Below are 12,144 nucleotides of genomic sequence, written 5' to 3'. Positions count from 1 at the left end.
ACAGGTAAAATTCGCCCCCTTTCCATCCCAGTGAAGTAGTGACTGTCCTTCTTATGCCTGATTCCACGCACAACAAACAGCCCAAACGCGTCATCGTCGGTATGTCCGGCGGTGTGGATTCCTCTGTAGCCGCACTTCTGCTCATGCAGCAGGGCTACCAGGTGGAGGGCTTGTTTATGAAGAATTGGGACGAAGATGACGGCACTGAGTACTGCACCGCGAAAGCAGACTTAGCCGATGCCCAGGCGGTATGTGAAAAACTGGGCATCAAGCTGCATACCGCCAATTTTGCTGCCGAGTATTGGGACCATGTCTTCGAATACTTCCTGGCAGAATACAAGGCCGGACGCACGCCTAACCCGGACATTCTGTGCAATCGGGAGATCAAGTTTAAAGTTTTCCTGGAATATGCCGAAGTTCTGGGAGCTGATGCCATTGCCACCGGACATTACACCCGCCGACGCGATATAGAAGGTCGCACCTATTTGCTCAAGGGCTTGGATGGCAACAAGGATCAAAGCTACTTCCTCCACGCTGTCGGCGAGGGTGAGTTCGCTCGCTCTCTATTTCCACTGGGCGAGTTGGAAAAACCTGAGGTACGGCGTATCGCTGAGGAAAACGGCTTTATCACCCACAATAAAAAAGACAGTACGGGGATTTGCTTTATTGGCGAACGCCGCTTCAAGGACTTTCTGGAGCAGTATCTGCCCGCCCAGCCGGGCGACATGGAAACCCCAGAAGGTGAAATTATGGGGCGCCACGCCGGCCTGATGTACCACACCATAGGACAGAGGCAGGGTCTTGGTATCGGAGGGGTAAAAGGCGCGGGCGAAGAACCCTGGTACGTAGTCGGTAAGAACCTAGAGCGCAACGTATTGATTGTTGCCCAGGGGGCACATCACCCCCTGCTTTACGCCACGGGTCTGGTGGCAACCCAAATACATTGGATCAATGGCGCCGCACCGGGTGAGTCTTTCCGCTGTCAAGCGAAAACCCGCTATCGACAGCCAGACCAGGACTGCACAATACGGGTGCAAAAGGGTGGTAACCTGACTGTGGAATTTGACGAGCCACAGCGGGCAATTACCCCAGGACAATCCCTGGTCCTGTACGATGGTGAAATATGCCTCGGCGGCGCAGTTATTGAACAGGCTACAGGTATCGGCACTGCCGTACCGGAAAAATACAAGAAACACTAAGGAGTAACCTTGAATAACTGGCGGGATCAGGCTCTGGCATTGGCCGGAATATTTCAATCCGCAACTTTAGTGGAGCGCTTGGCCAAAACAGGCACCGCTCCCCAGGCCCAGCTGGAAACCGGGGTATACAGCCTTTTCCAGCTCAACCCAGATCGCACCGAAGATGTGTTCGCCGGCGCAGAGAAGCTGCTGCCCGGCTTGCAGGTCTCACGGCAGTTACTGCAATCGCGGCAACACCCTGAATACACAGACTGCCTGCGCTATGCACTGTCTGTGCTCTATCTGCAGCGGCAATTGAGTAAGAAAGGAGAGTTGCTCTCCATCATTGGCAGCCGCCTCGAAAAAGCCAAGACTCAGGCGGAACACTTCGCCCCCACCCACGAGAATGTATTTTCCAATCTCGCCAGTATTTATAGCGATACCCTCGGCACTTTCCGCTTTCGTATCCAGGTGCTGGGAGATTTTAATTTCCTGCAGCAACAGCGCGTCGCTAACCAAATCCGCTCAATGCTGTTTGCCGGTATCCGTTCAGCCACGCTGTGGCGACAATTGGGCGGAAGGCGCCTGCACCTGCTATTTCAACGCAAAAAACTATTGCGTGCGACCGACGAGCTAATCGCACAGATCGAATCTATAAAAAACTAATCCCGGAGATTTACTATGACAGTTGAGCTTTCCGCACTCACAGCGGTATCCCCTATTGATGGTCGCTACGAGAGCAAGACTGCCCCCCTACGCGAAATTTTTAGTGAATACGGCCTGATTCGCGCCCGTGTTGAAGTGGAAGTGCGCTGGCTTCAGAAACTCTCCGCGCACTCAGAAATCACTGAGGTAGAGCAGTTCGATGAAGCTGCTAACCAACTACTCGATAGCATTGTGGCCAGCTTTTCCCTGAAAGATGCCGCGCGCATCAAAGAAATTGAGCGCACCACCAACCACGACGTGAAAGCGGTTGAATACTTCCTCAAAGAAAAAATCAGCGGCAATGCCCAGCTGGAAAAAGTAAGCGAGTTCGTGCACTTCGCTTGCACATCTGAAGACATCAACAACCTGTCCCACGCTCTGATGCTACGCGCTGGTCGCGACAACGTTATGTTGCCCGCAATGAATAACCTGGTAGAAAAGATCGCCCAGCTAGCCCAGGATTTCGCCGACGTGCCCATGCTGTCTCGCACCCACGGCCAAACCGCCAGCCCTACGACCGTGGGCAAGGAACTCGCCAACGTGGTTGCGCGCCTGCGCCGCCAGGTAGCCCAGATAGGGGCTGTCCCCTTGCTGGGTAAAATCAACGGTGCTGTAGGCAACTACAATGCCCATCTGTCCGCCTACCCAAATATCGACTGGGAAAAGAATGCGGAAGAATTTATTTCCTCGCTCGGCCTGACCTGGAACCCCTACACCACCCAGATCGAACCACACGACTATATTGCCGAACTGTTCGATGCTATTGCGCGCTTTAACACCATCCTGATCGACTTTGACCGCGACATCTGGGGCTATATTTCCCTCGGTTACTTCAAACAGAAAGTCGTAGCCGGAGAAGTGGGCTCCTCCACTATGCCGCACAAGGTCAATCCTATCGATTTCGAAAACTCCGAAGGAAACCTGGGCCTAGCCAACGCTGTATTCCAGCACCTGGCCGCAAAGTTACCGGTCTCCCGCTGGCAGCGCGATCTGACCGATTCCACCGTGCTGCGCAACATGGGTGTGGGCGCCGGTTACTCCGCAATTGCTTATGCCGCCACCATGAAGGGGCTGGGCAAACTGGAAATCAACCGTGAACGCTTGGCCGAAGACCTAGATAACTCCTGGGAAGTTCTGGCAGAGCCGATCCAGACTGTGATGCGCCGCTACAACATCGAAGAGCCTTACGAGAAACTGAAGGCCCTTACCCGCGGCCAGGGCATCACCCGCGAAACCTTGAAAGTGTTTATCGAGAATCTGGAAATTCCTGCGGAAGCCAAAAGCGCACTGCTGGAAATGACTCCTGCATCCTACATCGGTAACGCCGTCGAGCAAGCTCGCAAAATCTAAGTGAGCACCGCTTCCGGCCACACCGCAGTGGCCGGAAATTTATTCAAACTTCTTTACTGCCGCTCTACTCTGCAGAGCTTTAACCTCGGGCTGAGTTACACCTATTAGTGGCAGACTAGAGAACATTTCCCCAGCCCAACAAACAGTGAGAGTTACCGTGGCAAGCCCCCTTACCCATCTCGGCGATATGCCAATTGAAGTTTTTATGCGCGATTATTGGCAGCAAAAACCCTTGCTGATCCGCAATGCTTTCCCCAACTTCGAATCGCCCATATCAGGAGAAGAGCTTGCCGGAATGGCTCTGGAGGAGACGATTGAATCTCGCCTGGTACTTGAAAATGGCGAGAGCGGTCCCTGGGAGCTACGCAACGGCCCTTTCACTGAGGAAGACTTTCTATCCCTACCCCGCACGCACTGGACCCTACTTGTACAAGCCGTAGATCAATGGCTTTCCGAAGTGGCTGAATTAAAAGAGTATTTTCGCTTTATCCCAGACTGGCGCCTGGATGATGTGATGATTAGTTACGCGGCGGATCAGGGGAGTGTCGGACCGCACTATGACCACTACGATGTCTTTCTGCTCCAAGCTGAGGGCAAACGTCTGTGGCAGCAGGGAGCGAAAGTGGATGAGACCAATCCTCGCCTGGAAGGCACGCCCCTCAATATCCTGAAAAAATTTAATGCTGAGAACAGCTGGGTATTGGAGCCTGGCGACATGCTCTACCTCCCGCCACAATACAGTCACTGGGGTATCGCCGAGGGCGGCTGCACCACGATCTCCATTGGCTTCCGAGCACCTTCTGCCTCAGCCATATTGGAAGATCTCGCGGCCGAAGTGGCAATGGGACTGAAGGATAGTCAGCGTTATACCGATGCCGGCATGGAACCGACAAAATCCCCAGCGGAAGTTGATCCCGAGTCCGTAGCTCGCTTACAACAACAACTGGCCGAGTGGCTTAAGCAACCAGAGAAGGTTACTCAGTGGTTTGGCGCAGTGATGACTGAAGCAAAATACCCTGATACCGTCGCACTAGACGCGGATGAGGCCGCTGACTGGCGTGAGCAAATGCCAAAGGGGATGCTATTGGTGCTAAACCCCGCATCACGAGTCGCCTTTTCCAGGGCGCCGGCCACGTTATTTGTCGACGGTGAAGCCCTAACCGCACCAATCACCTTTGCTCAACAATTTGCCGAGTCCCACGAAATTTCCTGGAGCGACATTGAAACCTTTCCAGAAATTGCCAACCCTGATGGTTTAATTGACCAATTGGTAGCCCAAGGCACACTAATTTATCCCCCTGAGGATTTCTGATATGGCCGCACTGGTGCGCCCCGCTGACTGGCAAAAAGAACAAGAAAGCATTCGCACTATCCGCGAAGCTGTGTTCGTCCAGGAACAGAAAGTTCCTGCCGACTTGGAGTGGGATAACCAGGAAGAATCTTCACAACACTTCCTAGTTTTTAATGGTGATGTTGCCGTTGGAACCGGGCGGCTCAGCAAAAGTGGTAAAGTTGGGCGGATGGCGATCATGCCATCCGCCCGAGGCAAAGGTCTGGGGGCCCAGTTACTCAAGGCGATTTGTCACTTTGCCAAACTACAGGGCTTTCGCAGTGTATATCTACATGCACAACAGCATGCTGAAGGCTTCTACATTCGGAGTGGCTTTATCCCAGAGGGAGAAACCTTTTACGAGGCTAATATCCCTCATATTAAAATGATTCGTCAGTTGCACTAGGCCGTAATGAAGGCGCTGGTATGTTTACGTATACCGACGCCTTCATTTCCGTCTGCTCGTTAAAGATGAAATGTCCGCCACTAATTTTCAGGTCTCGCGAGACTACCCCCCCTCCTCTTTCTGACTAACATATTCGTCGATGTAGCTAGCGGTAAAATAAAAACAAATGATAACGGCTTTGTAAGTGTATTCTTTTAGTGCTCTGAACTGGATTCCGTATCGCAACTTGAAGTAACCGCAGGAGTACCGGCTACTTATTACTCGGGTTAAAACTCTCGCCCTGCGAAAGACTGCCCAGGCTAATATCAGAATGCCAGGAAACCCTATAAGTGAGTGCTCAGATCATATGCCCAAGACACTACTGCTTAAGAACGCTGAAGTACTGGTAACCATGGACTCAGAAAGACGTGAGATTCCCAATGGCGGTATTTTTGCCGAAGAAAGCATTATCACGGCTGTAGGCCCCACAGATAAACTACCCATGAGCGCTGACACCATTATTGACGCTAGCGGGCAGATAGTCCTACCAGGACTGGTGAACACTCATCACCATTTAAACCAGACTCTCACCCGCAACCTGCCAGCGACCCAGAACAAAAATTTATTCGCCTGGCTTCAGCTTCACTACCCTATCTGGAGCCGGATAAATCCAGAAGCCTCCCGCACAAGTGCTTTGATTGGTTTGGCTGAGCTTATTCTCTCTGGTTGCACCACGGTTTTTGACCATTCTTATTTATTTAAAAGTGGCAACAAAGTGGACTTTCATATTGAAGCAGCAAAGGACTTAGGGGTGAGGTTCCATGCAAGCCGCGGTTCCATGTCTTTGGGCAGATCACAAGGGGGCTTACCCCCAGATGAAAGTGTCGAAGATGAAGATTTTATTCTCCAAGACAGTATCCGGGTCATTGATCGCTATCACGATGCAAGCTATGGAGCCCTGACTCGAATTGTTCTGGCCCCCTGCTCTCCATTTACTGTTTCGGAAAATCTGCTCAAAGAAACTGCCCTGCTGGCCCGTGATAAAGGCGTTATGCTACACACACATATTTGCGAAACATTTGATGAAGAGCGCCACACTTTAGAACGATTTGGCAAGCGCCCTCTGGAGTGGATGGGAGAAAGCGAGTGGTTGGGGCCCGATGTTTGGTTTGCTCACGCAATACACATCGATACACAAGAAATAAATACTTTTGCTCGTACCGGGTGTGGCATCGCTCACTGTCCAAGCTCTAATATGCGCCTTGCATCAGGGATAGCCCCCGTTAAAGACTATATTGCGGCTGGAATTAAAGTGGGACTTGGTGTGGATGGGTCAGCCAGCAATGACGCCTCCAATATGCTCCTGGAAACCCGCCAGGCAATGTTGCTCTCAAGGTTGCGCATGGGCCTTCGCCCACCGGAGGGGCCACATCGCTACGCCCAACTTCCTCAGTCCCACCCTCTACGCTCGCCGGAATGGATGACAGCCAGGGAAGCTTTAGAGCTTGCTACCATTGGTGGCGCCAGCGTTCTTAATCGCACAGATATCGGTGCATTGGAAGTTGGACGTTGTGCTGATTTCTTTTCTCTAGAACTCAACACTATTCAATATGCCGGGGCGCTTTCAGATCCAGTTGCCGCGATAGTCTTCTGTGCCCCCCAATCAGCAAAAACAGTAGTAATTCACGGTCGACAAGTTGTGAGCAATGGAGAGATTACTTCAATAAATATGGAACCCGTTATTCGAGATCACAATCAATGGAGCCAGAGGTTATTGGCTGATGGCTGATGGCTGATGGCTGATGGCTGATGGCTGATGGCTGATGGCTGATGGGCACAGAATAGTAGTAAGTGTGGAAGGAAAGAAAAGGTATCTACCTAGGGCGTAGCTGTACGGTTTTTTTTCAACCAGCGCTGCACTCTCAGTTTTGCTTACCCTTCTCTAGCCCAATACCGAAATAGGACTCCATACCGACAGCAAGCCAAAAATTTCAAATGAGTCAAAGGAGTATCTGTTACCACTTGCAAGCAAGTTTAGAATTTGCAGGAATTCCACACAGTATTGGGCGGCTCTGATTTTTTATATTTATCTCTAAGACTGTATTCTTACACACTTCGATTTTTAGAATATACAAATTCAAGTAGATTTTTTGGTAAAAATATATGGGAAGGGGCTATCAACAATACAATGATCTTGTTCTGAATAATCACTGGACGTCTCATTATTGGGTTTTTCAACCACTTTAGCCATGCCTACATATTACCAACAAGGAGCTATAGTTTAATCACTGAGGCGTTGGACTCAGCAACTCCGTCCTGACTCTTTTAATCATTCAAGTCCATATATCAAAATCAGTGCACAAGTTAGCTACAGAAGTGGTGCTTACTTCAGGGCTTATATTAGGTCGTATTGTGCAAATAGTCCCTGGGCCTAAGCTAGAATCCCTTCAACAATTTGATTTAACAGAAATAAAAACCAAAAACCTTAATCCCTTGCCCACGAGCAGTGAAAATTCCTAAGTTACCAATCCGCCTTCCAGTTGATAGATCTAGTTATCTGTCTCAGCCTCATTAGCAGATTTTTCTTTTAAAGATAACGCAAAATAGCCTCGGTCCTTTCAATTAAAGAACATCGAGGCTATTCCTCTGGGACTACGCCACTTTCCCTAAAGTTTTACTAAAATTTATTTGCTGGATATTAGATACTGCCGCAAGGACTAAAGCGCTTTAATAGACGCCCTATTCGCTCCCCCAAATATAAAGCCGTAAGTCGATCAAGCTCATGCACAGCCCCTTCACTATTAACAACGGCCACAAGACCGGACTGACAACCACTTCTATTTCGCCCCTGTACGTCCAGATTTGGTAAAATGTCATTAGGCACCCACAACATCCCCATCTGCGCGGCAAATATCTGCAAAGTCGTTAGAGTATTAAGCTGATCCCCACTGAAATTACTGCCGATAGTAAAACCTGCAGATAGCTTATCAACCCAGCCGCGACTACTATAACGTTCACTGGCCGCATCCATAAAAGCCTTAAACTGGGCTGAAACCGACCCCATAAAAGTTGGCGAGCCCAGCACAATTCCATCACACTGATCCAGACGATGCATCAAGTCAGGATTCTCATAGCGCCCGTGCTGAATATGCTTGGCCTCAACAGCAAATGTAACTCCTTCACATCCAGGGATACTATTAATTCCATCCGCAGTGGCTTCTGCCAATGTCCTTGTACTGCCGCAAACGGAGTGATAAACAACTCCTGCTTTAATCATGATGCGACCCGATCAGTGTTCACAGCAGCATGCTCTGCAACCTTTTGAGATGAGCCATTCTCAAAGAGGCCAGCTAACCTCTCAAAGGAAGATATATCCTCGGGCACCTCGATCCCAAAAATGCTTAATAGCGTTTTGCGTAACTCTTCAACATTCGCCAGCATGATGACTGTCTTTGCTCCAGTTATCGGCTGATAACTCAATTGGCGATCCAGTAAAGCATGACGCCCTTCGGGGAAAGCACGAGTAGCAATCAAGTGCTCTACAAAACGGGACTCAGGGTGAGTACTACAAAACCAATTGGCGATTTTATAGTCGCCCGCTGTACGTGGCCGTAAATCAAAGCTGTACATTGAATGCCAGGCATCATGGACCTTCACTTCTAATAGATAGTCCTCTCCCGATTGAGTTAGGCGATAAGTACCGTGGGGCGTACTCTGAGGACCTGAAACATCTAAGCGCAAAGGTGCAGTCAGTGTATTGCTGCCAAAGCCCGCATCCACCAAATACGATACCTGCCCTACTTTTACAAGTAAGATCATATGAGACTGAGCCGGCTGATGGCCCGGTGGTGTTTGCCAAAGAACCCGAGCGGCAAGTCCTGTAACTGCAAAGCCTATCTGCTGTAACCCAGCCCGTAATAAAGCATTTTGCTCAAAGCAATAACCACCACGCTTTTGGTTCACAAGCTTTTGTTCAATAGCGGCCATCTCAATATTCACGGGACTCCCAAGAAAGGACGTTACATTCTCAAATGGCAGAGTACGAATATGTTGCGTAAGAATATCCCTTAAGGTTTTCAAATCCAGGGCTGGCTTATTGCGGTAACCAATACGTGCTAAGTATTTTGATAAATTGATGTTATGGGTGCTTGGTGTCATTTGACTTCAATCCTCATGGCCAATCAACAATAGCAGCAGTCTAATACCTGAACCTTGGTTTAGGTCAATATCGATTGCTAATTCTCTTTACTCTTTTTGCGCCAAATGTCTCTAAGCGGCTGATGGTACGCTGATCATCCTAAAGATACGGATTAATGGATTGGTGCGGGCCAGACAAGTGCAAAGAGAGCTTATTCCAAGATCTTATCCCAATAGTGAGTCCTGCGAAGCATATCCTCTATTGTCTCTTCGGGTAATAACTCCAATGGCGTCAGCCCATCTTGAATCTGCCAGCCGCCCCCAAGAGAAAGATAAACCTGAACTAGATTCGCTGCTACTGCACCTTGGGCAATCACCAAGAGATCCTGCTGGGTAAAATTTGAAACCATCGTGGTGATAACAGTGTTGAACTGTATCGCTCCGTCGACATATTGCGTCATGGAGAGATTGACGGCCTCTTCAGAAGCCATAGCTGCGATATTATAAAAGTACTGCTGTTCCTGGGATTTGAGATATGCAACTATGGCATTCTCAACATCAACCTGCGCCTGTAAGACCACTTGCTGGTAGTCTGATACCAGCTGCTGGAAGGTCGCATCCTGCAAGCGCACATTGTTGCGCAACCGGCCATAATTAAACACATTCCAATCAAACTCAACGAATAAATCCCAAGCATCACTTCTGCCATTTAACTGCCCCCCCCTGATATCAATTGCTCCTATTAGCCCACCGATTGAAAAGTTTGGGTATAGCTCCGCTCGAGCAACACCAATCAGCTCCCCCTGTGCTGCGAGAAGCCGCTCAGCCTGGCGAATATCAGGACGCTGACGCAAAAGATCCTGCGGCATGCCTATCGTTATAATTGAGGGCACATGGGGCACCGTTGGAGGTACAGAAAGGAGGTCATTAAGGCTATGAGGGGGCATACCCAGTAGTATTGAAAGGGTATTTTTGAACTGCTGAAGCGTAGCTTCCAGCGCAGGAACAGCAGCCTGAGTGTTACTTAATAAGGTTTGGGCCTGTTCGGCATCCAACGCACTGACCTCTCCTGCATGAAATTTTACTTCAGCGATTCTTAGCCCTTCAGTCTGAATACGAATATTTTCCTGTGCCACCTGAATACGGCGTTTTACAGTGCGAATATTGATATATGTTTGCGCTACCTGTGCAATGATTGAGACAAGCAGCCCATCATATTCAGCCATACTGGCCTCAAAGTCAGCTGCGGCGGAATTAACCAATCGCCTCAACTGCCCCCACATATCCAACTCCCAGGTTAAATTGAAATTAAGGTAGTACTCACTCTGATAGTTTCCGGTTATACCGGAGCGAACATATTTGGAGCGATCTACGAGCCCCTCAATTTGCTGTATCTGTGGATATTGATTCCCTATTGCAATAGCGAGGAGCTGCTGCGCTTGCAGTGCTCTTAATGCGGCTGATCGCAATTCCAGGTTATTTTCTATTGCCTGCTCTACCAAATCATCCAGAACAGGATCGGCGAAGGCAGACTGCCACCAGTAAGGATTCACTGTTTCAAGGATATCTACCCGTTTACTGTTTTGATAAATCCAGGTGTCTTCAACTGTAACAGGGGGCGGTACATAATCTGGGCCCAGCATGCAACCATTACCAACAAATACAGAAAAAGCACCAAGAGCTAAGGACTTGCGTAGATATTCAAACCTAAACAGGCTAAGGATTTTGCGCCGTATCATCTTGGTCGGCGCTCGCAGTATTGCTCAATATGAGCACTGAACTGGTAAAACCAACACGAAGCTCGACAGACTCAGGCCTTTCTGACAAATGAACTCTCACCGGAATTCTCTGAGCGAGGCGAATCCACTCAAAAGTTGGATCAACTCGTGGTAAAAGGTCGTTACCCGCAGTTCCATCAGTTTGTGCAATACCCCAGCCAATGCTTTCAACATACCCTTTGAGTGGCCTATGTGGGTATGCCATTAATGTCACTATTGCCTTATCCCCTGGAGCAATTCTGCGTATAAAGGTTTCACGAAAATAACCTTCTACTCGATAAGTACTAATATCCACTATTGATAGTGCGGGCTGATTTGCTACAGCTTGATCACCGAAGCGAAAATCCAGATTTGTAACATATCCGGATACAGGCGCCGTCACCGTTGTATATTCCAGATTAAGTTCAGCCTGACGTACTAAAGCCAGAGCTGCGCGCACACCAGGATTATCTGCCCCAAGTGCACCGAGTTGCGCACGGACCTGTGCTAATTCAGCCTGAGATTGCTCTAAAGCAGCTAAGGATTTAACGAGTGTTGCCTCTGCACCAGCCCGATACTCCACTGACGACTCAAACTCAGCTTGTGCGGCCTGAAGAGATCTCAATGAAGTGGCGCGCTGAGGAAGTAGTTCTTGCTGACGCCTATACTCCGCTCTAGCCTTGGTGATCTCTGCATCTAGTGCATTGATGTTGCTTTGCGCTAAATCTATAGCCGCGGAGGACTCCCTTATCCTAGCTTCATAAGCCAGAATATTCTCCCTCTGAGCATTATAAATATCGACTGCCTCCTCGTATTGAGCCTTGGCTTCCGCCAAAGCGGCTTCATAGGTTCTTGGATCTATTTGAAATAGAAGTTCACCCGCATTGACAAATTGGTTATCTCTAATAGGCAGCGAAACCACTTGACCTGAAACTCTAGGAGTAACCTGGATAATATCCGCCTGCACTTTCCCATCTCTAGTCCAGGGGTTGTTGAGATACTTCCAAAACTGAAGAACCAATGCAAACATTGCCAGGAATACCATACTTGCCGTAAGTATGTACTTTCTAAACTTCTCCACCCTTAAATACCCACAAATACTGACCCAATAAAGACTGAATAGATAATGCTCAACGATATAATTACTACTGGCGGGTTTGCAAAGTATCTAGAAAGGCGGTAACGATCCAGGAGTCTCGCAGTAAGTAATGCCGCGAGCACCCCAAGTACCCCCGCAACTAGAACTGGAGAAATAAAAAAACCTCCTACTGATACATCATGAGGTATCTTTTCCATACATTA

At 49.0% G+C, this 12,144-nt stretch carries 11 protein-coding genes; 6 read left to right on the top strand and 5 right to left on the bottom strand.

Annotation, left to right across the window (positions count from 1 at the left end):
* The first annotated feature begins 53 nt into the window (after window positions 1-53).
* From mnmA to ACJJI0_RS03710, 6 genes are all read left to right on the top strand, one after another.
* A complete protein-coding gene (mnmA, locus tag ACJJI0_RS03735; protein ID WP_444884719.1) occupies window positions 54-1,199 on the top strand; it encodes a tRNA 2-thiouridine(34) synthase MnmA in 1,146 nt (381 codons plus the stop codon).
* 9 nt (window positions 1,200-1,208) lie between these two features.
* Complete coding sequence (gene hflD / locus ACJJI0_RS03730) at window positions 1,209-1,844, top strand: high frequency lysogenization protein HflD (RefSeq protein ID WP_152453442.1); 636 nt, start codon at window positions 1,209-1,211, stop codon at window positions 1,842-1,844.
* A 15-nt stretch (window positions 1,845-1,859) separates the two neighbouring features.
* The gene (purB, locus tag ACJJI0_RS03725) at window positions 1,860-3,233 is read left to right on the top strand and encodes an adenylosuccinate lyase (protein ID WP_444884718.1); all 1,374 of its coding nucleotides are present in this window, start codon (window positions 1,860-1,862) and stop codon (window positions 3,231-3,233) included.
* A gap of 157 nt (window positions 3,234-3,390) precedes the next feature.
* Window positions 3,391-4,545 carry a JmjC domain-containing protein gene (locus ACJJI0_RS03720; protein ID WP_444884717.1) on the top strand — a complete coding sequence of 385 codons (1,155 nt, stop codon included), beginning with the start codon at window positions 3,391-3,393 and terminating at the stop codon, window positions 4,543-4,545.
* Window position 4,546: 1 nt separating this feature from the next.
* Window positions 4,547-4,969, top strand: a complete 423-nt coding sequence (locus ACJJI0_RS03715; protein WP_444884716.1) for a GNAT family N-acetyltransferase — start codon at window positions 4,547-4,549, stop codon at window positions 4,967-4,969.
* 346 nt (window positions 4,970-5,315) lie between these two features.
* Entirely contained in the window at window positions 5,316-6,737 is a 1,422-nt protein-coding gene (locus ACJJI0_RS03710; protein ID WP_444884715.1) for an 8-oxoguanine deaminase, read from the top strand.
* Window positions 6,738-7,646: 909 nt separating this feature from the next.
* Here the strand turns inward: ACJJI0_RS03710 and ACJJI0_RS03705 are convergent.
* From ACJJI0_RS03705 to ACJJI0_RS03685, 5 genes are all read right to left on the bottom strand, one after another.
* A complete protein-coding gene (locus ACJJI0_RS03705) occupies window positions 7,647-8,225 on the bottom strand; it encodes a flavodoxin family protein (protein WP_444884714.1) in 579 nt (192 codons plus the stop codon).
* Complete coding sequence (locus ACJJI0_RS03700; RefSeq protein ID WP_444884713.1) at window positions 8,222-9,106, bottom strand: arylamine N-acetyltransferase family protein; 885 nt, start codon at window positions 9,104-9,106, stop codon at window positions 8,222-8,224. Before ACJJI0_RS03700 ends, ACJJI0_RS03705 begins: the two co-directional genes overlap by 4 nt.
* Before the next feature lie 191 nt (window positions 9,107-9,297).
* Complete coding sequence (locus tag ACJJI0_RS03695) at window positions 9,298-10,824, bottom strand: efflux transporter outer membrane subunit (protein WP_444884712.1); 1,527 nt, start codon at window positions 10,822-10,824, stop codon at window positions 9,298-9,300.
* A complete protein-coding gene (locus ACJJI0_RS03690; protein WP_444884711.1) occupies window positions 10,802-11,872 on the bottom strand; it encodes an HlyD family secretion protein in 1,071 nt (356 codons plus the stop codon). Before ACJJI0_RS03690 ends, ACJJI0_RS03695 begins: the two co-directional genes overlap by 23 nt.
* A gap of 53 nt (window positions 11,873-11,925) precedes the next feature.
* Window positions 11,926-12,138, bottom strand: coding sequence for a DUF1656 domain-containing protein (locus ACJJI0_RS03685; RefSeq protein ID WP_353505426.1), 213 nt, complete (start codon window positions 12,136-12,138; stop codon window positions 11,926-11,928).
* Window positions 12,139-12,144 lie beyond the last annotated feature (6 nt).

This window comes from Microbulbifer mixtoriginis (SeqCode) (assembly GCF_052466695.1).
This window is presented reverse-complemented; position numbering and strand designations above follow the sequence as displayed.

Coding starts and splice junctions, on each gene's coding strand:
- ACJJI0_RS03690 (WP_444884711.1), bottom strand. CDS start 11,872: ATGTTTGCATTGGTTCTTCAGTTTTGGAAGTATCTCAACAACCCCTGG.
- ACJJI0_RS03710 (WP_444884715.1), top strand. CDS start 5,316: ATGCCCAAGACACTACTGCTTAAGAACGCTGAAGTACTGGTAACCATG.
- purB (WP_444884718.1), top strand. CDS start 1,860: ATGACAGTTGAGCTTTCCGCACTCACAGCGGTATCCCCTATTGATGGT.
- ACJJI0_RS03685 (WP_353505426.1), bottom strand. CDS start 12,138: ATGGAAAAGATACCTCATGATGTATCAGTAGGAGGTTTTTTTATTTCT.
- ACJJI0_RS03715 (WP_444884716.1), top strand. CDS start 4,547: ATGGCCGCACTGGTGCGCCCCGCTGACTGGCAAAAAGAACAAGAAAGC.
- mnmA (WP_444884719.1), top strand. CDS start 54: ATGCCTGATTCCACGCACAACAAACAGCCCAAACGCGTCATCGTCGGT.
- ACJJI0_RS03700 (WP_444884713.1), bottom strand. CDS start 9,106: ATGACACCAAGCACCCATAACATCAATTTATCAAAATACTTAGCACGT.
- ACJJI0_RS03695 (WP_444884712.1), bottom strand. CDS start 10,824: ATGATACGGCGCAAAATCCTTAGCCTGTTTAGGTTTGAATATCTACGC.
- ACJJI0_RS03705 (WP_444884714.1), bottom strand. CDS start 8,225: ATGATTAAAGCAGGAGTTGTTTATCACTCCGTTTGCGGCAGTACAAGG.